26 protein-coding genes are annotated in these 22,625 nt (G+C 40.1%); 11 read left to right on the forward strand and 15 right to left on the reverse strand.

All coding sequences use genetic code 11. The features are described 5' to 3' along the window. The first annotated feature begins 171 nt into the window (after positions 1 to 171). The 5 genes from DLD82_RS16075 (at position 172) to DLD82_RS18735 (ending at position 3,037) form a co-directional block, all read left to right on the forward strand. Positions 172 to 1,260, forward strand: a complete 1,089-nt coding sequence (locus tag DLD82_RS16075) for an Ltp family lipoprotein (RefSeq protein WP_109942144.1) — start codon at positions 172 to 174, stop codon at positions 1,258 to 1,260. Positions 1,261 to 1,572: 312 nt separating this feature from the next. Continuing rightward, complete coding sequence (locus DLD82_RS16080) at positions 1,573 to 1,926, forward strand: hypothetical protein (protein ID WP_109942145.1); 354 nt, start codon at positions 1,573 to 1,575, stop codon at positions 1,924 to 1,926. Positions 1,927 to 1,995: 69 nt separating this feature from the next. After that, a complete protein-coding gene (locus DLD82_RS16085) occupies positions 1,996 to 2,358 on the forward strand; it encodes a nucleotidyltransferase domain-containing protein (protein ID WP_109942146.1) in 363 nt (120 codons plus the stop codon). A gap of 38 nt (positions 2,359 to 2,396) precedes the next feature. Then, positions 2,397 to 2,558, forward strand: coding sequence for a HEPN domain-containing protein (locus DLD82_RS16090; protein ID WP_245920483.1), 162 nt, complete (start codon positions 2,397 to 2,399; stop codon positions 2,556 to 2,558). A gap of 341 nt (positions 2,559 to 2,899) precedes the next feature. Continuing rightward, positions 2,900 to 3,037, forward strand: a complete 138-nt coding sequence (locus tag DLD82_RS18735; protein WP_181391488.1) for a hypothetical protein — start codon at positions 2,900 to 2,902, stop codon at positions 3,035 to 3,037. Positions 3,038 to 3,431: 394 nt separating this feature from the next. Here the strand turns inward: DLD82_RS18735 and DLD82_RS16095 are convergent, their stop codons facing one another. From DLD82_RS16095 to DLD82_RS16120, 7 genes are all read right to left on the reverse strand, one after another. After that, positions 3,432 to 3,719: a nucleotidyltransferase family protein gene (locus tag DLD82_RS16095; RefSeq protein ID WP_342764577.1), complete on the reverse strand. Its 288-nt coding sequence runs from the start codon at positions 3,717 to 3,719 to the stop codon at positions 3,432 to 3,434. Beyond that, on the reverse strand, positions 3,667 to 3,993 hold the full coding sequence (locus tag DLD82_RS16100) for a nucleotidyltransferase domain-containing protein (protein WP_109942148.1): 327 nt from the start codon (positions 3,991 to 3,993) through the stop codon (positions 3,667 to 3,669). Before DLD82_RS16100 ends, DLD82_RS16095 begins: the two co-directional genes overlap by 53 nt. Next, the gene (locus DLD82_RS16105; protein WP_109942149.1) at positions 3,983 to 4,399 is read right to left on the reverse strand and encodes a nucleotidyltransferase substrate binding protein; all 417 of its coding nucleotides are present in this window, start codon (positions 4,397 to 4,399) and stop codon (positions 3,983 to 3,985) included. The genes DLD82_RS16100 and DLD82_RS16105 overlap by 11 nt, the downstream gene beginning before the upstream one ends. Before the next feature lie 51 nt (positions 4,400 to 4,450). Then, entirely contained in the window at positions 4,451 to 4,579 is a 129-nt protein-coding gene (locus DLD82_RS19625) for a HepT-like ribonuclease domain-containing protein (RefSeq protein ID WP_109942150.1), read from the reverse strand. Positions 4,580 to 4,589: 10 nt separating this feature from the next. Continuing rightward, the gene (locus tag DLD82_RS19460) at positions 4,590 to 4,793 is read right to left on the reverse strand and encodes a HepT-like ribonuclease domain-containing protein (RefSeq protein ID WP_342764578.1); all 204 of its coding nucleotides are present in this window, start codon (positions 4,791 to 4,793) and stop codon (positions 4,590 to 4,592) included. Continuing rightward, positions 4,790 to 5,083, reverse strand: coding sequence for a nucleotidyltransferase family protein (locus DLD82_RS16115; RefSeq protein ID WP_109942151.1), 294 nt, complete (start codon positions 5,081 to 5,083; stop codon positions 4,790 to 4,792). Before DLD82_RS16115 ends, DLD82_RS19460 begins: the two co-directional genes overlap by 4 nt. A gap of 112 nt (positions 5,084 to 5,195) precedes the next feature. Further along, the gene (locus DLD82_RS16120; protein WP_109942152.1) at positions 5,196 to 5,504 is read right to left on the reverse strand and encodes a hypothetical protein; all 309 of its coding nucleotides are present in this window, start codon (positions 5,502 to 5,504) and stop codon (positions 5,196 to 5,198) included. A gap of 266 nt (positions 5,505 to 5,770) precedes the next feature. Between DLD82_RS16120 and DLD82_RS16125 the strand changes: the two genes are divergently transcribed. The 3 genes from DLD82_RS16125 (at position 5,771) to DLD82_RS16135 (ending at position 6,957) form a co-directional block, all read left to right on the forward strand. Continuing rightward, positions 5,771 to 6,100: a nucleotidyltransferase family protein gene (locus tag DLD82_RS16125; RefSeq protein WP_109942153.1), complete on the forward strand. Its 330-nt coding sequence runs from the start codon at positions 5,771 to 5,773 to the stop codon at positions 6,098 to 6,100. Between the two features lie 222 nt (positions 6,101 to 6,322). Continuing rightward, positions 6,323 to 6,613 (forward strand): nucleotidyltransferase family protein, encoded by a 291-nt coding sequence (locus DLD82_RS16130; protein WP_109942154.1) that lies wholly within the window; start codon positions 6,323 to 6,325, stop codon positions 6,611 to 6,613. Continuing rightward, on the forward strand, positions 6,610 to 6,957 hold the full coding sequence (locus DLD82_RS16135; protein ID WP_109942155.1) for a HepT-like ribonuclease domain-containing protein: 348 nt from the start codon (positions 6,610 to 6,612) through the stop codon (positions 6,955 to 6,957). The genes DLD82_RS16130 and DLD82_RS16135 overlap by 4 nt, the downstream gene beginning before the upstream one ends. 221 nt (positions 6,958 to 7,178) lie before the next feature. Here the strand turns inward: DLD82_RS16135 and DLD82_RS16140 are convergent, their stop codons facing one another. Continuing rightward, on the reverse strand, positions 7,179 to 8,066 hold the full coding sequence (locus tag DLD82_RS16140; RefSeq protein WP_146199840.1) for a hypothetical protein: 888 nt from the start codon (positions 8,064 to 8,066) through the stop codon (positions 7,179 to 7,181). A 135-nt stretch (positions 8,067 to 8,201) separates the two neighbouring features. Here DLD82_RS16140 and DLD82_RS16145 point away from each other — a divergent pair, with 135 nt between their 5' ends. Then, positions 8,202 to 9,698 carry an ATP-binding protein gene (locus tag DLD82_RS16145; RefSeq protein ID WP_109942157.1) on the forward strand — a complete coding sequence of 499 codons (1,497 nt, stop codon included), beginning with the start codon at positions 8,202 to 8,204 and terminating at the stop codon, positions 9,696 to 9,698. On the opposite strand, the gene DLD82_RS16150 is transcribed toward DLD82_RS16145, so the two are convergent. The 6 genes from DLD82_RS16150 to DLD82_RS16175 form a co-directional block, all read right to left on the reverse strand. Then, positions 9,691 to 10,551 carry a formate/nitrite transporter family protein gene (locus DLD82_RS16150; protein WP_109942158.1) on the reverse strand — a complete coding sequence of 287 codons (861 nt, stop codon included), beginning with the start codon at positions 10,549 to 10,551 and terminating at the stop codon, positions 9,691 to 9,693. The two genes, DLD82_RS16145 and DLD82_RS16150, sit on opposite strands and share 8 nt — an antisense overlap. Positions 10,552 to 10,619: 68 nt before the next feature. Beyond that, positions 10,620 to 12,365: a DUF2070 family protein gene (locus tag DLD82_RS16155; RefSeq protein WP_109942159.1), complete on the reverse strand. Its 1,746-nt coding sequence runs from the start codon at positions 12,363 to 12,365 to the stop codon at positions 10,620 to 10,622. Positions 12,366 to 12,391: 26 nt separating this feature from the next. Further along, on the reverse strand, positions 12,392 to 13,291 hold the full coding sequence (locus DLD82_RS16160; RefSeq protein ID WP_109942160.1) for a carbohydrate kinase family protein: 900 nt from the start codon (positions 13,289 to 13,291) through the stop codon (positions 12,392 to 12,394). Then, on the reverse strand, positions 13,288 to 13,626 hold the full coding sequence (locus DLD82_RS16165; RefSeq protein WP_109942161.1) for a DUF555 domain-containing protein: 339 nt from the start codon (positions 13,624 to 13,626) through the stop codon (positions 13,288 to 13,290). The genes DLD82_RS16160 and DLD82_RS16165 overlap by 4 nt, the downstream gene beginning before the upstream one ends. 21 nt (positions 13,627 to 13,647) lie before the next feature. Continuing rightward, positions 13,648 to 14,175 (reverse strand): nitroreductase family protein, encoded by a 528-nt coding sequence (locus DLD82_RS16170; RefSeq protein WP_109942162.1) that lies wholly within the window; start codon positions 14,173 to 14,175, stop codon positions 13,648 to 13,650. A 583-nt stretch (positions 14,176 to 14,758) separates the two neighbouring features. Continuing rightward, positions 14,759 to 16,081 (reverse strand): zinc-ribbon domain-containing protein, encoded by a 1,323-nt coding sequence (locus DLD82_RS16175; RefSeq protein ID WP_109942163.1) that lies wholly within the window; start codon positions 16,079 to 16,081, stop codon positions 14,759 to 14,761. 809 nt (positions 16,082 to 16,890) lie between these two features. Between DLD82_RS16175 and DLD82_RS16180 the strand changes: the two genes are divergently transcribed. Continuing rightward, positions 16,891 to 19,002, forward strand: coding sequence for a PKD domain-containing protein (locus DLD82_RS16180; RefSeq protein ID WP_281268021.1), 2,112 nt, complete (start codon positions 16,891 to 16,893; stop codon positions 19,000 to 19,002). Between the two features lie 318 nt (positions 19,003 to 19,320). Then, entirely contained in the window at positions 19,321 to 20,646 is a 1,326-nt protein-coding gene (locus DLD82_RS16190) for a beta-alanine-activating enzyme beta-propeller domain-containing protein (protein WP_245920481.1), read from the forward strand. 152 nt (positions 20,647 to 20,798) lie between these two features. Here the strand turns inward: DLD82_RS16190 and DLD82_RS16195 are convergent, their stop codons facing one another. Further along, the gene (locus tag DLD82_RS16195) at positions 20,799 to 21,764 is read right to left on the reverse strand and encodes a hypothetical protein (protein ID WP_109942167.1); all 966 of its coding nucleotides are present in this window, start codon (positions 21,762 to 21,764) and stop codon (positions 20,799 to 20,801) included. Between the last annotated feature and the right edge of the window lie 861 nt (positions 21,765 to 22,625).

Consider the following 22,625-nt stretch of genomic DNA (forward strand, 5'->3'; position numbering starts at 1 on the left):
GAATGATTTCACTACTCTGGTTTTTTAGGCAGGTACATATATCAGATGACTCTGATGGATTGCTGTTATATCTAAAATTTGAGAATTTTTGTTGGATTAATGAGGATGGTCTCCTTTTTTTCTGAAGACCGGATAAGAAAGCTTAAGATGGTCTATTAGAAATGTTCCGTTATGATTCCTCGGGTATTACTCTATCTTATTTTCGTATCGTTCCTTGTTTTAAGTACCATTTCCCTTGTATCAGCTTCCGGTGTTGACCTTTATAGTGCTGGTGATTATGATGGGGCCATAGAAGCATTTACTCAGGAACTTGAATCGGTATCCGGAGCAGAGCAGGCTCCACTCCTGAATAATATCGGAACCTGCTATGTTTCTCTCGGGAAGGCGGATGAGGCGATTTCATACTATTCGCAGGCAGTAGATGCTGATCCATCCTATGCACGGGGATGGATAAATCTTGGCGTTGTGCAGGAAAAAACCGGAAAGACGAATGAAGCACTGACAAGTTATGACAATGTGCCGGTTGCAGATACGGTGATGTATGCAGAAGCAATGGTAAAGAAAGGTTCGCTTCTTGCGGCTCTTGGAGAGTTGGATGAAGCGTTATCTGCATTCAACCTGGCAAAACCTGGTGCCAATGGGACAACGGTAGTGGATCTTTACACCGGAATCGGAGCGGTGGAGTTTTTAAAGAAGAATGGTGATGCTGCTGATGAAGCCTTCCAGAAAGCAATAGATGCAGATCCGGAGGGTGCTGCCCTTGCTTATACTAACCTTGGAGTTCTCCGGATATCCCAGGGCAAAAATGATGAAGCGAAGGAATTGTTCGAAAAAGCTGTTGCAAATGATAAATCCGGGCAGACAAATGCTGCAGAGTACCTGAAAAAGCTTGAAGGAATGGAAAATTCAGAGTCAACAGTGACCCCGATCCAAACACCTGTTCCTACTATAGAGCAACAATCGGATAAGGCCACATTAGGTGAGAAGAACGCAGCTAAAAAGGCATTGAGTTACCTTGAATACTCGGCCTTCTCAAAAGAGGGACTCATTAAACAACTAGAGTACGAAGGATTCTCTAATAATGAAGCTGAATACGGAGTTGAACAATCTTATGCTGACTGGAATGAACAGGCCGCGTTAATGGCAAAAAAATACTTAGACTACTCATCCTTTTCACGAGATGGATTACGAAAGCAACTTGAATATGAAGGATTTACCCCACAACAAGCAGAATATGGAGTAAAATCTGTAGGGTATTAAATAAAAAAACTTGAGGATATATTCACCCGGAAATCATAATTGATAAATCCTTTTTAATTATAAGACAAAATTCGGCTCTGTCGATTTATCAAGTGATATGAAATGTGACTTCCAAAATCACTTGACTTATTGGATCCCATATTTTTGAACGAAATGAAAATCTCTACCCAAAAATCATTTAGGAAAATAATCCCGAATATTGATTGAATATTATCACTTGATTTTCACACAGAGCCTAATAACGAAAATCTCAATACACCGTTTGATTCTTCTCTCTCGTCTTCACCTCCGGTAAACATCGTACTCACCGGTGTGTCATTCAATCCAACATCGCCAACACCCGGAAGCAGCGGGAAAGTTACTTTACAGCTTGAAAACACCGGTACCGAGACCCTGTCTCCGGAAACACAAATCTCACTCTCTCCGGAAAATCTCCTTGCCCGGCCGATTGGAGAAAATACTGTCGGGTATAAAGCACCGAACCAGTATGAATCATCATTCTCTCTGACCATTCCGGATAATCCGGGGAGGTACGAATACGTGTTCCAGCCCGACCAACTGACAACCGATCCGGATACCGGTGTAGTGGTCCGGATATCTGCAGGAGATCCCATCCGGTTTACAATAACGGTGTCTGAAGACGGGACGGTTGAATTAACGATATAATATTACATGATACCTTTTTTTGATCCATAGAGAACAAAAGGTTTAGAGAACCATTTATAGAAGGGATAAATGAAAGAATCCATGATATTTTCAGGAGAGAAAGAAATATCCCTGGACAATACCGTAAATCATGCAATCAATTTTTTTACTGCCAGGATTCAGGGGAGATTTGGCGAAAAGATAAAAAAAGTAATCCTCTTTGGATCGTATGCCCGTGGGGAAGCAACTCCGGACTCAAATGTGGAATTGATGGTAATCACTTCGGATAATTCGTTTGATACCAAATATGAGATCATAGGAATGGGTTTTGATCTATTTCTGGAAACAGGAGGGTTATTATCAGTTAAAGTTACAACAGAAACTCTGTTTAGGGAGCGAAATGGATTTCTTTTTTTCAGGGAACTGTCGAGGGATGGTGTCATAGTTGCCTGAAGGAGAGGTTCATTCTCTTAATTTAAAAGCACATAAGAATTGATGCTGCAGTTCTCCTCAATTCTGATGGATTTTATGAGGATGCTGTTTCCGGAGTATATTGTGCCATGTTTTATGCTGCTCGTGCCTTACTTGTGTCTGAAGGTATTGTTGTAAAAACACACCGGGGAACGATAACAAAAATTGGGGAATTGTGTTAAGACCGGTAAAATGGATTGAGAAACCTGGCGAAATTTTGCTTCAGGCGAGTCTCTTCGGGAATCGGCTGAGTATGGGGGTGAGATGATAATTGCCTCTAATGTGATGGTGCGATAGGAATTCGCTTGTAAACTCCCACCATGTTCAGAATAAATTAGGCCAATACCCAGAAAATCTATATCCTGTTGTTATTCAAAATCTTACCTTGAAATATTCTCTCAAATTAAAGAGAGGATCATTTTTCAAAAGAAATTTTTTCTGTTCGATTATTCGACATCAAGATGTGACCTAATTGTTTTACCCTACAAAAAGATATTCCTTCAGGAAGAATATAATATGAATAATGAGTTCTGTTACAATCCAGGAAGTTTATAATAAACTGCTCTCTATTGAAGAGCACATGGTAACAAAAGAGGAACTCGAACCATTTATTGATACTATAGAGATCCTTTCCAACCATGAGACTATGCAGGCACTTTAAAAAAGTGATGATGATATAAAAAAAGGAAACCTCAAGTCGATCGATGGAATTGATGATCTTCTGGCTGAATTGGACTCTGAATGAGTTGGGAATTAATTCGAACTGATACTTTTCTTGAATCCCTAAGGTCATTGAGACAGAATAGGGAGTTTCTTATTGAACTTCAAAAACGCCTCATACTTCTCTAGGAAGACCCACTTCATACCGGCGGTTGGCTATCAGGATCGTTGAAAGGGAAAAAATCTACTCATATATCCGGAAGATATCGACTTATCTTCACTCCAGTAGAATCAAAACAAGTTGTTTATCTGAATCTGATTGATCATCGATCACAAGTATATTCGTAAATATTTCCGCCCCCTGCGACTTTGCTTTTCACCCATGAATTATCTGTTCAGGCCAAACTCTGGAAAAGAGAGGGAATTATAAAATCAACAATTCCTGATTTTGGGAAAAAAAGAATGAAATTATCAAAGGTACCTTTCCCTGAATTGAATTCAACCAGGATATCGATATCACTATCTGTATGTTCGTCTCCCCAGGCATAAGATCCAAAGAGTAAATCCCTTTTACACCCTATTTTTTTTAATATTGGTAAACGATGATTCAAGTCTCTAATTATTGGATTTTTAGGAGTTATCCCGGGTATACAGAGTTTTACCAACTCGATGAATGTGATCAAGGAGATCAGTATTCTCTATACGCTGGATATGTATCAGATCAACGTTAAATGGTAAATTCAAATCATCGATCAACATTTTAAGATGGAGAAGATCGTTAAAAGTTATTTCATCTGAATCTATTGCGATATCAATATCTGATCCATACCGATGCAACCCCATGGCACGTGAACCAAACAAAATAGCCTGTCGTATCCCTGGGTATAATCCAAATACTGACCTGATTCGTGATATTTGAACATCTGAAAGACCTGTTGTAGAAGAATCAACCAGCATCTGCAATGCCCTTCATTTTTATTTCTAATTTCAATAGTATTGGATAATATTCAGTAACAATTTTCTCTAAAATATCATTGGCGGTTTTCTCATCATAAGTATGTGCCGTACTGTTTCTGCTTTCAATCATGTTCATCCAGGTTTCACCATCAAATATCAGGTCCATTGCTATTGCCTGACGGATAGCATCACGAGACCCTCTGATCTCCTGATATCCCTGATATAATGAGTAATCTCTCAAAAGATTCCATGAAAGTTCGTAAGTAAATTCAAATGATTTTATTAATCCCTGTTTCTCCATATTTGAAAGTGGACGAGTTGAATAGAGATCAACTCCTTCCTTTAAAATAATAAGGGCTTTTTGATAATTTGCAAGTCGTTGAATATACCGGATATCTTTCGCCATTATATCCTTCACTTATGTAACTTATCTATCTTACATTATTACATAGATTATTCAATTTTTATTCAATTCATCCAGCATGGTCTGAATATGAGGTTTTAATTCAGTGATATCCCGGGTGGCTGTTTTGTATAGTAACCTGACATCAGTTCTGAAGTAACCATGGATTAGAACATCCCGCATTCCTGCTATCTCATCCCAGGATTTCCGGATGTCTCTCCGTCATCTCATCAGGAATCTGTTTTACAGTTTCTCCAATAATCATAATCTGATCACGAATTGCACTCATGGTTTTGTCATCATCTGAAAAATCATCCAGTGACAGAGACCCAATGAACCGGTCTATCCCATTACAGGCATCGAGTATGTCCTGAAGGAAGAGATGAGGGTTTCTCAGATATACACAACATTAGAGAGAATGGGATTCCTAATTTCTGCCCGGATTGCACGTTCAGGAACTACATCAACAGGTTCCCCAAAAATTTTTTCAAGATAAATCTTTAATCCCGAGTGATCAAGAAGGCTGGCATCATCACTAAAATCAACCAGAATATCTATGTCACTTCCCTGCCCGGTCAGATCATGTATGACCGAGCCAAAGATGCCAATCCGGGTGATATGATACTTCTGGATGAGATCAGATCGTTTTTCTTTCAATACGGAGATGACTTCTTCCTTCTTTTTCATAGGGATGTCCTGATATTTTGTGTAACGAGAGAAATTATCTCCCACCAGACCTGGTGCGATTATATAATTGTACTCTCAATTGTCCTTCTTCTCATAATAACACATGGATGAATCAGATTACAGAACTGACTTCATTACAATCAGGAATCTCGTTCAGATATATCTTATTGTACCGTTTATGAACAACACCTATTGGATAAATATCGGTTACTCTGACAACATCACAATCCAAAAGTTTGGAAAATAATATTGTATCTGTTCGCCCAACATGCATTCGGTATACATCTGTGGCGAATCGTTCAATTCCTTGTGTTTGTAAGGGTTCTTCAAGTTTCCGAAGATAACTGAGAATGATCCCCCGATTTTTTTCCGGAAGATTCCTGACATAATCGTAGGCGTTTCTCTCGATTTCAACCTTCATTATTTCCAATACTCTTCAGCTTCATCCAGGAAAATAAAATCACCATTTTCAGCGACATCTCGCACATGTCTGATGAGATCCAGTTTTGTCTCTCCGAAATAAGTTCTGAAATGAGGTGATCAAAAGTTTCTTCTGGTTTTTTAAGTATTGATAGTTCCTCTCATGTTGAAGGTGCGATAGGAATTCGCTAGTAAACCTGTTGAGAGATATTTTATTGCCTGATAATGTCATATAAAATGAAATATTACTGATAATCAGGATCTCATATGAAACAAGAAAACCTGCCAAAACTCAATAAGAAGGTAATATCACATCTTTCAACGATTCAGAAAGCATGCACTCGCCATCGGGTTGAGAAACTGGCAGTTTTCGGTTCAGTATTAACCGAAAAAGGAAACCCGGGTGATATTGACATTCTGGTTACTTTTCATGATATGGATCCTGTTCAATACATGCATGAGTATTTTGGCCTTGAATCTGCTCTAGAAAAAATATTTAATCTTCCGATTGATTTGGTTGAGGAAAATGCAATAAGAAACCCGGTTTTTCGGGAGATCATAGCAGAAAGTAGTATAATAGTGTATGCTTCAACGTGAAATTCATAAATTATTTTCCAACATTATTCTATCCAATCAGATGAAAATATGGGATTTATATCTATTCTCTTTAGATTAATATACGTGAAAAGAATGTGATTCTTTATTTACACAGAAAATTAGATTCATAGTATCGGTAAACATTTCAGAACGTTAAAACATTGAATAATTTTTCACAAAAAATTAAGAAAAATTGCTCCTGATCTTTTATGTTGTGAAAATATGAGTCTATATAGGGAAATAGTAACCCAAAAAAAGGCAATACTGGAGATAGCTTCCTCGCATGGTGCCTATAACATCCGGATCTTTGGGTCAGTAATCCGGAGCGAAGAAACCCCTGATAGTGATCTCGATCTTCTTGTAGAGTTTGAACCTGGAAGAAGTTTAATCGATCATATTGGGCTGATGTATGATCTTCAGGATTTCCTGAATCGCAAAGTCGATATAGTTACTGAAAAAGGATTGAATAATCATATCAAAAACCAGGTAATTCAGGAGGCTGTTCCATTGTGAAAGACAGCAGGATATTCCTCCTTCAAATTCTTGAATTTATCGCTAAAATAGAGTTGTATACTGAGAAAGGACAGAATGATTTCATGATTTCTCCAATAGTTCAGGATGCAGTCATTCGAAATCTGGAAATAATTGGTGAAGCGGTAAAAAATATCTCTCCTTCAGTAAAATCTTCATATCCCGATATTCCTTGGCGAAATATTGCCGGATTTCGTGATATTCTCATTCATCGGTATATGGGTGTGGATTTGGATGCTGTATGGAACGTTGTTTCTTCTGACCTTCCACTTTTAAAATCGTCAATTCATAAGATACTTTCAGATCTGAATAATAAAGGAAATTAGTCAATATCTTTTCAAAAACCCAGGATTATAGTATATATTTAAGATTTCCACTAGAAAAAAGGGAACCGTTGCATTGAAAATTAAAGTTATCTAATCATGATTAATTCTAATCGTAATTAGACAAAAATTAATCCTGTTCTTTTGAATATCCCGGAAGTAATCTCCGGCAGATCATTACACCGGAAAAAAGAATTAAATTTTATCGTATTATTCCGGAGACTTCAGTATTTACACTCCCCTTTTCCCTCGACAACCTCTCCCCGGCAACAGGTCTGGCTCTTCGGGTTATAGCAGGTATCCCCACATCGCTGGGCACCGACTCCATCAAACACCTGCTGCTGGCAACAGGACTGAGTCTTCGGGTTGTAACATGAATCTCCGCATGGCTGATATCCAACCCCGTCAAACACCTGGCTCTGACAGCATGTCTGTGTTTTTGGATTGTAACATGAATCCCCACACGGCTGGTATCCGGACCCGTCATACACCTCTCCCTGGCAACATGACTGGGTGTAGGGATCATATGTCGTATCTCCACAGAACATCTTTCCTTTCCCGTCGTACACTTTGCCTTGCGAGCAGAACTGCGTATCTCCATTAAAACAGGCATTGCCACACTCTTGCCAGTTTGCCCCTTCATACACCTTATTATTACAGCATGACTGGGTTGTTACATCATAACAGGCATTGCCACAGGCTCTCCAGTACGGGCCATCCAGGATCTGACCATTACAACACGACTGGGAATTCTCATTAAACTGAACACCATGACAGGAAGAATAGCACCTGCTTCCGTTCACCGGATATCCGTCACAACAGACCTGTGTTTCACGGTTAAAACATACTCCTTTACATTCGCCCCACATCAGGCCGTCATATACCTGTCCCTTGCAGCATGACTGGGAACTCGGATCATAGCAACTGTCGCCACAGGGAGCAACCTGCTTTGGATTATCATACACCTTTCCCTGACAACAGGCCTGTTTCTCCGGATCATACGAACTGTCCCCGCATGGAACAGTGGCAGCATAGACTCCGATTATGAAAACAGATATGATGACCATGATCAAAAGACACAATCCACCAATCCTGAAATGGTTTTTTTCCATGTATTTTTATATTGCTTCACACCACAAGTAGTCTTCGCTACCATTGTCCGGACTAAAAAAAAGCCCCGGACTCCATCTTACCTCTGACTCCTGATCCTTTTTCAACCTCCGGGGTGAATACATACAATAAAGAATATGGATCAGAGGTTTTTCCAGTTAACCGGAACAGATGTGCAAAAATATTCATGGATAATCCCGCCTGATGCCATGATAGCAGTTGGAGAACTTGTGGTGGTCACTGACGAGAACCCGGGTATCAGGTACTTTGCCAGAGTAACCGGAATCGGACATGACGTACAATCAGGCGGGTTCCTGGTACATGCTCTCCCCATTGGCTGCACTGGTCCGGATGGCATATTCAGAAAACCGCGAACCATGCCTCCTCTACATTCTCCTGTCAGATCCCTGGATACAAAGGAAACCCTCCTGCTCCGTCGTTTTATGGGTGAACTTGAAGTCGGGTATTTAATGAGTGGAAACCAGCAGATAACCACGCTTCCGGTTGGTATCCCGGCTCAAGCACTAAATCAGCACCTTGGCATATTTGCAACCACCGGAATGGGAAAAAGTAATCTCATGAAGGTCTTTTGTGCTTCGGCCATCAATACCCGGAAATCCGGCATACTCCTCACCGACCCTCACGGAGAATATGCAACCGGAGAGCCTGGTTCTCCGTCATCCCGGGGCCTTGTCCACCATCCCCTGGCCCCGGAAGGTCTGTCGGTCTTTACGATTCGTGACGCCCGGATTGCAGACGAGTACGGGATGAAACCACTCCAGATCTGTTATAACGATCTCTCTATTGCAGACCTCGGGCTGGTATTTGATCTTACTCAGAGTGAATACGAAGTAGTAAATCTCCTCCTCCCGTTTCAGACCAGTGATATCATTGATTTTTTTGTAAACGAACAGGTGGAATCCCTTCCATCTCATCTCCGGACAACTGCATACATCGGTAACCAGCAGGATATTGCCCAGCGTATCAGAAGCGGATCCCCGGATGCCTTACGCCTGGTTCAGCGTCAGGTCAGAACACTCCTTGATCTAACCTCCGGGTTCGTACATGAAAAGAATTCTTCACTTCCTGAAATTCTGGCAGCACTCGATGCGAACAAGGTGGTATTGATTGATATTCCCGGCATCAGCGACGCTGCAGAACTCTTCATCCTCTCTGCAATCTCCCGTGCGGTTTTCAAAGAAAAACAACACCGGTTCATCGGACAGGGCTCCACCGGTAATCAGGGGACCGTCCTCATCTGTATCGAAGAAGCTCAGCGTGTGCTCTCACAGCGGTCAGAAAAAACAGGAATCTTTCGTGAGATTGCAATGGAGGGAAGAAAATTCGGGCTTGGTATCGGGGTTATCACCCAGCAACCAAAAAACATTGATCAACGGGTTTTAGCCCAGATGAATACCCTCTTTGTGATGGGGCTTGCAGACCGGCAGGATAGGGAGATCATTGCATCATCGGCAAAACACGATCTCCGGGTTCTGGATACGGAAATTCAGACCCTTGACCGGGGTGATGTAATCATCTCAACGATTGGCATACCGTTCCCGGTCAGTTGCCATATTCATCATTTTGAAGCATATCTGGACAGGCTTTGGGAATCTGCTTCCGGATTTACCTGAAAATCTCTTTCTGAAATGCAACCCAGAGTAACAGTCCTGAAAAAACCAACCCTCCGACAAGGTTTCCTACGCTTGCAGGAATGAGATTATTCAGGAAAAAGGCACTCCAGCTCAGGTTTGCTGCAAGCGGTCCCACCTGTGCAACCTGCATGAATGTCAGCGATGGAGCAGCCATAAGACCAGCCGGGATAAGGCAGGCATTGGTTATTGCATGTTCAAATCCTGTTGATACCATTGCCATCGCCGGAAACCAGATCCCGACAATTTTTCCAATCGCATCATCTGCACAGATACCAAGGAGCACCGCAAGGTTCAGCAGCCATCCGGCAGCGATAGCCTTCAGGAAACATGACAAAATACCGAAAATCCCCGGATAACTGCAATGTTCTGCAGCAAATGTGACCATGGAGACTGCATACTGATTGGCAACAATTCCATCCGGTCCTGACTGAAGGAGAACTCCGGAGGTTACAAGATATGCGAATCCCAATGCACCGATAATATTTCCTGCATATGAGAGGATCCAAAGCCTGAAGACTGCCAGCCAACTGCATTTATATGAAAATGCTGCAAATGGGGCAAGCATTGCGTCACCGGTAAAAAGCTCTGCTCCGGTCAGGACGATGAGAATAAGTCCGAGAGGAAAAACTAGGCCCATGATGAACTGTTCCATACCCTTTCCAAGTGATGTGGCAACACCGGTTGACACAATTATCATGAGGGCAGCACCCATTCCGATATAGGCTCCGGCCATTCCTCCCCGAAGAAGAATGTTCCATGCCGGCAGAGACATCCGGTACCTTCCTGATTCAGCACCTTTTGCGATGATTTCGTATGGTGATTGATAACTCATGGAATCTTCCTGGATTATTATCCTGTGTGTTTTTGAATGAAGTCTTCTCTATTGCTTGTTTTTCTCTCTTAAGTAATTACCATGTATGCGATAACTGATAACACCACTGCGAGCAGCAGCATTCCGGCACTGATGGGAACTACATACACAAGAATGGTGTTGACGATACTCGCAAGCTGGGCAATTGAATCAGATCCGAAGATAACTACCCCATTGCAGGTCGCAGAACTACCGGCGGCTTTTGCATCAGAGCAGTCAAGAAGAGCCTTCTCAACCCCGTCAAGGACATGGATAATCAGTTCATCCGGAGAGATATTCTGTCCTACCGGGTTTTTCCCTGATATGGTATTTACCACATGGGTATCTGAAGTCATGACTTCGGCTTCATCAACCAGGGTCAGTACTTCATCCCGAATTCGTTCCCGGACGCCCTGGGCCATGTTGTTCCCATCAATCAGGATATATGCGGTCTTCACTCCTCCGGCTTCTGTAACCAACACCTGAAGACCGATGTCACCAATCCCCTCTTCACGGGAATAGGGTAGAGGAAGGTGGGCATACCCGGCTTTCAGGGGATAACGGAGGATCGTCTCCCATTGGTCCATCGCCTGGGATGCAGCGGTGAAGTATTCATGTGCAGTCCGGGTTCCTGGCAGGATAACGTCAATTTCTTCCCCAAGGCAGTTATGTGCATCAACAAATCCAATATGGGGAGTAATTTTGTGACCTTCGCAGATGATGGCATGTCCGATTCCAAAATCAATATCTTCTGTTTTGTCAGGAGACCGGGTGCTGACCATAAGGAGGGCGTCCCCAATCCGCTGGTACAGGAGTGAGACGGTTCCGAACTGGATCCTTCCCGGTTTTGATGCATCAGTATGCCACTCCAGCGAACTCTTGGTCTCATTTATGGCTGTAACGATCTTATCAATTTCAGATTCTGATACCAGGTTATAATCATGAGTCGCACACCCATGAGCAACCATCATCTCTTCTTCAAATCTGCTCCGGAGAATTGACGGAAGGTTTCCCCCGCCTATCTCTCCCATCGGGCCGGGGTGAACATTCGGGATGGTAAAGATAACATCCTTTTTTCCGGCACGTGAAAAGAAGATGCTGACCTGTGGTACCCATGCCTGCTGGCCGATATCCCGGAAAAAGTCTTCCATTCCCTTGTCGCCATCTGTCAGGTGAGCGATAAAGGCGTTGAGAAACTTAAGACCCCTGATATGAAATGCCCGGTATAATGGCCGGTCAATCAGCCAGATAAGGATGGTAAACCCGGTACCGAAAAAGACCATCAGCATAGGGGCCAGAACCGGGAACGTTCCAGGCAGGATAAGAGAGACCAACAGCCATCCGGCAATACTCTGGATTGCTGCGGGAATTACCATCCTCGTGGTCCGGTAATCTGAAATGGAAACCAGTACCAGGAGCCTGACACCAAAAATAAACCCTAGCGAGATTGCATAACAGAGATCTACTAAATCCCGTAGTAATATCAGTCCGATAAGGGTAATAAGGCAGGAAAAAAGTGTACAGGTTGTTGCAAGGAGTGCTCCCCGGTTCCAGGTCATCTGACGGTTTTGAATGACTATCAGAGGCCTTGTAAGGAGAAATGCTAAGAAACCGGGAATAACAAAACCGAGTATACCAAACCATTCATACGAAGGGTCAAGCCTCCTGGATAACAGTTCAATTAAAAGCCCGAGAATGAGCAGGATTACCAGTGACGCAGGCCAGCGGGGTGCGGTGAAGATGTATTTTGACATCCGTTCCATCCGCACAGCACTACTACCTTGTGCTGAATCCATGTCTGATTACCTGTAAATCAAGAATATTATGCCCGGGACGGTCCATGTGACGGAAACGTTCCGGTGGTATCTTCATATCTTTTCACTAAGGTGTTCCAGTCTGGAAGGCCAATCTGACACCCGCTGGTTTCAACCACAAAAGATGCGGTGACCGTTCCAATCCTGCAGGAATCAGCGGCAGAATACCCGGCTGCATATGCCGTCAGGAATCCGGCCCGGAATGCATCCCCGGCACCGGTTGGATCAACACACCGGACTTTGACTGCAGGGATGAATGTCTCTTTTCCATCTTCAAAGAGCACACACCCGTCACTGCTTTTGGTCTCAATTGCCATTGGAACACGGGAGATAAGTTCCTCCCTTGTTATTCCGAGGGTTTTGCACATCCCTGCATATTCGTGGTGATTTGCAACAAGCAGGTTAATATTTTCAAAAATTGCCTTCAGGTGCTCTGCAGTATACCGGTGTAGATCCTGTCCGGGATCAAAGGATGCAAAACCTGACTGTTTTGCAACCTGGACATTGAAATTTGGATCTGCGGTTGCCATATGGACGAACGGGAGTGAAGGGGCTTTTTCGCTCTGAAACAGGGTAGAAGCTCCCCACTCAAAGTAGGTCATCTGGTTCTTATCCGGGTCGGTGAACATAAACGCCGTGGCAGTATGCTTGTTTGGTTCGAGGAAAAACTCCTGCCGGATATGAAGTTCTTTCATCCTCTTGTCATACTCACTTCCGGCAAAATCACCTCCGACAGCACTGATGAGTGATACCTCTCCCCCAAGTAAGGCAATGCCAACTGCAATATTTGCAGCACCTCCCCCAAATGCGATAGTCCGGTCAAAGATCGAAGCAGATGCATTGGGTGACGGGAGGTGAGAGACGTTGCAGATATGATCAACTGCAGTATGTCCGACGACCGAAATCACAACTCTTCGACCTCGACAATCTCAAGAGGGACATCACGAAGAGCCTTTCCGATGGTAGAAAGTGCAATCCGCCGTGCATGCTCTTCAGAATCAGCTTTGTATACTTTCATCTCCATCTTCATGCCGACAAGAGCGGTCCTTGCGACAATGAGGGTGGAGGGAAGTTCTTCTTCGCAAAACGGACAGGAAAGAATCCCTGCCTCAACCTCAACATATTTTGCGGTAGGATTGAGCCGCTTTCCTGCTTCACTAATGGCTATACTTATTGCATCGTCAACTGAGTCAGCGTCCCGGATAATCCAGGCTGACTCAAGAACTACCAGATAATCAGGCATATTTTTTATTTCCTTCTCGGGTTACCAGTACCCGTTATGTATGTGTTCGGCAGGATCCATTCTTTGGGGACTTGGGACCATCTCTTTTGTGAATCCGGCGGTAAGGAGCGTCACCGGTCTGACATGTCCGGGGATATCCAGTATTTCCCTGACCATTTCATCATCAAATGCCCCGGTCCAGCATGACCCAAGGCCGGAGGCATGGATGCCCATCATCAGGTAGGTTCCTGCAATAGAAGCATCCTGCATGGCATAGAGGATTCCCCGCTCGCTGTACCGTGACATAGCCCGGACATAATTAGCACAGATAACAAAAATTACCGGTGCTGCAAGGATATGTTCCTGCTGAAATGCTGCATCAGCAAGCAGTTCCCGAGTCCCTTCGTCGGTTACGACGATGACATCCCATGATTCAAGGTTTCCGGCTGAAGGAGCACTGCGGGTAATACGCAGGATATCTTCTATAGTCTCTTCAGGTACCGGATCAGGAAGGTAATGTCGTATTGATGTTCTTCCGGCCAAAAAACGAGAGAGTTCAGATAAATTCATGTTCTCACCTGTACATCATTAAGATTATTGTCTAATTTTTGGCTTATTTGATATAAAGATCTCATCTTGTCTTTTTTTCTCTCCTTTTTCCTAGATGTTGGATAGTAAAAAGTAACATAATAATTGTTTTTGTAAAAGTCAAAACCTGACCCTTAATCTTGATGACCAGATTGATAAATAAAAGGGATGCTGAACTAGTTAAAACCTACATCATTGGATCAATTGATAATGATGAGGTGATATAATAATATCTTTTATTGGTATTGAGTTATTCATTCATTCTCATATTGGTGTGATTCTACTATATGGTGATTATAAGCGATTTTGATATAAAATGTAAATAACAGTATTTAATTACCCAATTCGAAGGTTTTTTCTCATGGATGTCGCATTGATATTTCAAAAAAGTCAAAACTTCACGATTTCAGATAAATTTTCCCTCTTCTGAAAATTATCGCACCTTTGGAAAAAAACGAGAAAAGCCTTAAAACTGATGCTGATAATTGACTCACCTCTCATATTTCATAAAACACATAATAATCAAGCAAAAACAAATATTGATATATAAATCACGTAAATTTTTTTAATAGTATTTTATTTTATTTTTGGAATAATTGAAAAACCCCCCAACTATTATTAAAGCTGCACCTATTAATTCAGTGTAAAGCCCATAAGAAAAACTAATTAAATTCGATAAATTACCCTTAACACCAAATCCTGACAACTGCTGATTTCCGATATTAAGTGCTGATGTTATATTAAATACTAAATATATAGTAATGAATAAAACTAACACGCCAATGGCTAGATACAAATAGGGATAGTTTTTATCATATTTAAGGATAAATATTGAAAATAGTCCCATAATTAATATTAAATATAGGAGGAATGTAAGTGTGCCTTGATCGAAAAGACTAGTTGAAATATAATTATTTTGAGCTTGAAGATCCATGCCCATCATTTCACTCATATATGCACCTATCGAAGCATTCACAGTAATGAAGGGCAAAAATATAGAAATTAAGCAAATTATACCTCCTAATAGTATTAATATAAGGTTATTATCCAACTCAGCACCTAAACAATGACAGTCGATATTCTTTCCTCTTCGTCTTAAATCAGTAGTGATTTCGCCCATAAATTCTGGAATTTTACTAGTGAGATATTTCTTTGCCTTACTCCCACAAACTGGGCAGAACTCTGCGTTATCCGGAAGTGTTTTTCCACAGTTATAGCATTTTTGTATTTGAGGATTACTTTGCCTTATTCCAGAAGTTGAAACACCTGTGTTACTAAACCTTTGTGTATGAGTTCCACAAGCTGGACAGAAATCTGCATTTTCCGGAAGTGTTTTACCACAATTATAGCACTTTTGTATTTGAGGATTACTTTGCCGTATTCCAGAAGTTGGAACACCTGTGTCACTTTTCTTTTGTGTATGAGTTCCACAAGCCGGGCAGAATTCTGCGTTATCCGGAAGTTTTTTTCCACAATTATTGCATTTTTGTATTTGAGTCTGGCTTTGCTCTATTACCGGTGGAGTGACTGTTTTTCTGAGTTGATTGGACTGGTTATCTTGTTGATATGAAGATGATGGCATTTTTAGACCGAAAGCATCCAGCCATACCTGTATCACCCATTCAGCAAATGGTGAGTCGATTTGATATTTACTACATAATTCCTGAATAATTTGTGGAAATAGATCTTGAATATTATCCTTTTGCGCAAACAATCTTTGTGGGATTTTTTCTTGAATCGAGAGTTCTAAAAGATGTGCTTCTCGTGGATTATTGGTCAGCCCCTCTTTTAACAGGGAGATATACATTCGTGAATTTGAATCATTCGGTAGCCCAAATTGATTGATAAAATCCTTCAATGTAGCATTTAATTCAGAAAGATTAATCATAACAATTTTTACTTCGCTTTATTTGTATATATTCAAATCGAATCATATCTTATAGCATTTCTGATTTTTTTATTCAATTTATCCTTTTATCAACATAAAAAATGTGCTTGAATTTAAAAATAGAGTGATAAAAATTCTTTTTTTGTATAATGTTCCTGTAATTCTTTTCCGTGGATCTACCTATTAAATATTTCTAAAAAAAGTCTTTTTTTCTTGCAATCTTTGTCAGATTTGTAGTATGTTCGAATTTAGGCAATTGTAATGATGAAAGTTCTTTCTTTCAACAAAATGAATAATCTAATTTTTTTTTCTGATTTAGGTAAATTTTTCCAAAAAATGATTGTTGGTGAAACCATTTCTTTACTTATAATTATCTGGCCCTAATTAATAGGACAAATAACAGAGCTCTTATATATGAAAATACATATCGTCAATAATAAAGGAATAGAATGGATCCATCAATTCAGAGCATAGAGATTTTAAGGAATATTGTTACCCAATATGGTCCTCCAAAAGAATCAACTTTGAGGATGTACAAGGGTTTGATGCAGGATTTTCTTGTTGATTATGTCCGAGAATTAAATTTGCTCAAAATATCTTTAGAACAGGGACTTGTTTTCAGACTTATAAATGAAAATGAGAAAATCCCATTTGAGATTCTCTTACAGCAAATGGTGATGTTTCTTCATACAAATTTTGGATTAGATAAAAATGCAGCAAAGTGGGCGATAGAAGCCTGGTCTGAAGCTCTTGGAATTCATCTGATTTATACGTGCATTGCAGATTTTTCTTTTTCTCCTGCCCTGGGAATGGTTCCGCATACGGTTCAGTTTACTAATAATAGTAAAGGTGACATTTCACGATTTGAATGGGACTTTGGTGATGGTGAAACATCAAGTGAAAAAGATCCAGTCCATGTGTTTCGCAAACCCGGTTTTTTTTCAGTTACTCTCCGTGCTTATCATAATTCGTATGTGTCTGAGAAAGTATCAGATCAAACGGTCAACGTTGATTATCCTGAATTACTAGCAGCGATCACCAGTTCATCCTTTGAGGGAGAAATACCTCTGTCAATATCTTTTTTCAGCAGTTGCCTGGGTCTTGTTACGTCATATGACTGGGATTTTGGTGATGGTGAGAATTCATCAGATCCAAATCCTGTACATGTCTACCAGAATCCTGGAATATATCAGGTATCATTGAGAGTGAGTGATGGGAATTCAAATTATAAGGCTGAATTATTAAACCCTATCCAGGTTAATCCCCAGAAACTTTATGCAGATTTTTCTTTCTTATCAATTGATAAAAAAAAGCCTTTTTCCTTTCAATTTACTAATAAATCAAAGGGGAATTATGATAAGACATCGTGGGATTTTGGTGATGGCTCTGTTTCAGAAAATATCAATGATGTTCATGAATATGAAACACCCGGTAAATATCAGGTGACATTGAAAATTTGCGATGGAAAGACAGGAAGTAGTGAATCAGTTATAAAAGAGGTTTCAACGATATCTATTCCTTTGAATGCAGATTTTACCCATGATAAATCAGAAGGACAAACACCATTATCCATCTCTTTTACGAACAATTCCACAGGGTTCATCACCTCGTATGCATGGGATTTTGGTGATGGTTCTACCTCTTCAGAAAAAAACCCTACTCATATTTATGAAAACCCTGGAAAGTACTCAGTTGTTCTCATCATTTCAGATGGAAAAGATTTTTCAAAAAGTATAAAAAAATCCGCCATTGAAGTTAGTCCCCCTGGTTTTTCAGCAGATTTTTCCTGTGAGTATTCGTCGAAGTATGCCCCAATTATTGCTTCCTTCGCCCCACAGTACTCAAATCCGAAGGCAACTTATCATTGGAAATTTGGTGATGGAGAGGATTCTTTTGACCAGAATCCTACTCATGAATATAAAAAACCAGGGAATTACTCAGTAACTTTAGTGATATCGCAAGCTGGGATCATAAAAGAAAAAAAACAGATCAGTCTCATAAAAGTCCCTTTAGTTCTTTCACCACAAAATAGGAATCATGTTGAACTAAAAAAATCCGATTCTGAAAAACCAGTAAAACGATCTTTTCAGGATAATGGACATACTCAGCAGACTGATAATACTAATATCTCAGTAATAATTGGAATGGTTTTATGCGTATTATTTATCGGTGGCGTAATATCAATGGGTTTTTATTTTCCTGGTTCATCATCCGGAGCTGTTGTTACCAAACCAGTGCAGACAGGTCTGACCAAGGTTACACCTTCCCCTCAGACCGTAGAACAAAATGTTGTTACAAAACCAATGTCGACAGGATTGAACAAGGTTTCACCTTCTCAGACAGTAGAACAAAAAAATCAAGATTCATCTGAAAGCAAGGAATTGATAAATTCGAATAAAAAATTAACAGATGGTCAATTAATTCATGAATATCTTAAGGAATTAGCACCTTTAATTATAACATGGGAAAAAGATATAGAAAGTGTAAATGGTATTAGAAATGCAAGTTATTCTCAATTATATCAAGATTCATTAGTACTAGAGACCGAGATCCAGAAACAACAAGTGAATTTCCCTCATGGTGAGAAAAGGAATTTACATTCTTATTATTATGCTCAATATTTACAGATGATTAATGGACTTGTTACAAAGATGAAAAGTACAATCACCATGATCAATGATCAAAAAAATTCAGACTATGAAAAAGCAAAAACGTTTAGAATGCTTCAGATTGATTTTCATCCATCTCAGCAAAAACTTAAAGAGATGTTTGATTCATGTCGTTTCAATGATGAAGATTGTGGAATTAATGACCCTCTCATTTCTGAACTTAAGGAGTTGGATTACAGTCAGAATTCAGCAAAAGGTAGTGCAAATTATGATAGCGACAGTTCTAGCAATTCTGATTCGGATACATTCTAACGAAAATCATATTTTTTCTTTCTATGGAAGAGATTAACACTTACCCGTAAAAATGGAGAATAAAGATGAAAAGATGGTATGGAAGTAGTATAGTCATTTTATTATTACTATCGATGAGCTATGGGATTGTGTCTGCTGAAACCGGTTGGAAATTTCACTCTGATCTGCAGAATTCCGGCGTGTATGATGATGGGGGAGTAAGGCCGACCCCAGAATTGCTCTGGAAGTTCAAAACCGATAGAGAAATAATGTCAAGTCCGACAGTCTCCAATGGTGTGGTGTTTTTTGGTTGTGTCGACTCTATCTTGTATGCCCTTGATGCAAGCACCGGAGTTAAAAAAATGGACGTTCAAGACAGGGGATGCGGTGGAATACTCCAGTCCCGCAGTTTCCAATGGTGTAGTGTTTTTTGGAAGTTGGGACTCTATCTTGTATGCCCTTGATGCAAGCACCGGGAATAAAATATGGTCCTTCAAGACTGGAGATTCGGTTTATTCAAGCCCCGCAATTTTCAACGGTATTGTGTATTTTGGTAGTGAAGATGGTAACGTGTATGCTGTGGATGCAACTACTGGGAATGAAATTTGGAAGTTTAAGACGGGAGATGGGGTAAAATCAAGCCCCGCAATTTTCAACGGTATTGTTTATTTTGGTAGTGAAGATGGTAACGTGTATGCTGTGGATGCAACTACCGGGATTGAAATATGGAAGTTTAAGACGGGAGATTCGGTTTATTCAACCCCCGCAGTTTTCAACGGCGTAGTTTTTGTGGTGAGTAGGTGTGATAACTTGTATGCCCTAGATGCAAGCACTGGGAGTAAAATATGGATGTTCAAGCCTAGTGAGGATATTTTATACAGTGTCGCAGTCTCCAACGGCGTAGTGTATCTAGGAACATCGAATTTTTGGTCCGGACAACACAATTATGTTTATGCCCTAGATGCAAGCACTGGGAATAAAATATGGGCGTTCCAGGCGATTGAAGGGGGATTTGAATCAGATCCTGTCATCTCCAATGGTATTCTTTATGTTGGAAGTATTTCTGGTATTGTGTATGCATTAGATGCAGATACCGGTAATAAAAAATGGGAGTTCCAACCGGGAGGTCAGATCTGTAGTTCAGATCCTGCGATTTCTAATGGAGTTCTTTATGTAGGAAGTACTGATGGTTATTTATACGCCATCGGTAGACCTGCATCGCAGAACCCGAACTCCCAACTGACTCCTTCAACTTCCGACACCATTCAAACTTCAACTGCCCCGGTAAATCTGCTTCCTGATCTTACTATCACAAAAATTTCCATGAAACAAATGAAGGACGTGATTGCGGGTACACTGACTATCGAAAATAAAGGAACTGGTGATGCCGGGAAATTTACCATCACCTATTTCCTCACTGATACGTTGAAAAATGATCTGATATTCGGAAATAACGGCATATATGTTCTGGGTGAAGATTCGGCGAACGGGCTTGCGGCAGGAGACCAACGTGATTCCAAAGATACAAAAATGTTCACAATACCAGGGAATGTTCCCCCCGGATCGTATGCCGTTGGAGTGTTCATAGATTCTAAGAATGTAGTAGAAGAATCGGATGAAGAGAATAATGTTGTGTATGATATTAATTGGGTACAGGTAAGTTGATAATCAAAATATTCTCCGTATTTTTAAACCGGAGTTCTAATGCAAACCAATGATTTCCTGACCATATTGGTATAAGATAACTGAATGATTACAAATTTACTTAAAAATTAGACTGATAACAAAATTATCGTTAAAAATTTTCCTTTTTTTAACTATGGTTTCCATTCTTGGAATTCCGGCGGCCATGCATCACTATTCCATGTAGATTCAACCTCAATAATTCCTAAAGTTCCATGTAAAATCATCTGTCCAGCATCACGTGAAATACCAAAAACATATGGATTAGATAACAGTTCAGCCATATTTGAATGAGTTTCTGCTCCTTCTTTTATAAGACTTAAACTTTCTGAATATTTTGCTTTTAGAGGGTTATCCGGTTTTGATATTGCATTAATACGCTTTTCTGCACTGATCACATCGTTATAAAGAATGGTTGCAGCATCTACCGCTAAATAACCACCACCTGAACAAGCGAGGTAATTCCAATGAGATACATCTTCTTCAATTATTTTATTGGAATATCCAACTTCTTTTTTATAATCTGAACTTACTTGATTGGTCACAAAAAATCCAAATATCATCCATATGCTTACTCCTAATACTAAAATAACACCCAAAATTAAAAAATATTTATTTTTAGATATAGGTTTGTCATGTCTATGTGTTCTGGGATTTGGCATATGTTCCTGCTGATTTGTTCTTTGATAGCGATCATTTTGTTCAGGATTTCCTGCATCTGATTGATAATTCAATGTGTTGTTCGGTGCAGGTTGTTGAAATATCCCTTGTCCAGACATTTCTTGTCCTGAATATTCTGAGGGGTAATCAGTGAGAGTTTGGGATTGTTTCATCGGTTCCGGGTCATGCGTTTGATATGGTGGATGGTATGGGGGGACATACATCCCCATGGATTTAGCCCAGGTTTTTACAATCCATTCAGCAGCATGGCCATCTACATGATACATTGATTCAAGTTCCCGGACCAGGTCGTCTATTATATCTGGATTATTTTTCATCGAAAAAAGGCGGCCCGGAATATTATAATTGATTGAGAGTTTTAAAAGACCTACTTCACGTAGATCATTGATTAAGGCATTAGTAAGAACAGAGGAATACATCTGGGAATTCGAATCATTCGGTGGACCATACTGTGTTAGTAGATCCCTCAACATATTCTGTAGGTCTTGAGGTTTGATCATATCATTTACAATTTAAAAAATAAGATTATAAACCATTTCATTAACTCTAGTGCCTCTTTTCATTTAAAATTATGAATAAAGATGATGTAGTTTTATCCTTGCAATATCAGATATTGTTCCACCCGGATCATATGCCGTTGTCGTGTTCATAGACTCTAACAATGTAGAAGAAGAATCGGATGAAGAGAATAATGTTGTGTATGATATTAGTTGGGTACAGGTAGGCTGATATTCAAAATATTTTCTGTGTTTTAAACCGGAGTTCTAATCCAAATAGATTGGTAGTTTGACTGTATTGGTATGGGGTAACTGAATGATTGTATAAAATTAGGGATATTATTTAATTATTATCTGCTCGTTACCGTATTCTGTGGCCTAACTTTGCCACTGACAAGAAATTAATGTGTTCTTAGTGATGTTTGAATCGACCAAAACGCAAATAAAACTAAGAACCAATGAACTTGAGCCTAAGGAAATATATTCTTTCCCTTCAACGCATTTTCCTCGTTGATAATCTATATCCCTTATTCGATGATTTGTTTTCAAACAATCAAGAATTATGCAAATCTCATTGGTTATGGGTAGATATATATCAGAAAAAATGTTCAATTTTTTCTCAACATCGTAGAAAGTAGGTTATGCACAATCCCCTATCAATCACCCCGACATTTTTCTAAGCGATTTAAAATGTCGTTTATTCTCTTTTTGTTGAAAAACAAAAAAAGTGAGTGACTTTTTATTTTTTGACAAATATCGAATTATTTTGAACATCTGGTCCAG

The organism is Methanospirillum stamsii, from assembly GCF_003173335.1.
Classification (GTDB): domain Archaea; phylum Halobacteriota; class Methanomicrobia; order Methanomicrobiales; family Methanospirillaceae; genus Methanospirillum; species Methanospirillum stamsii.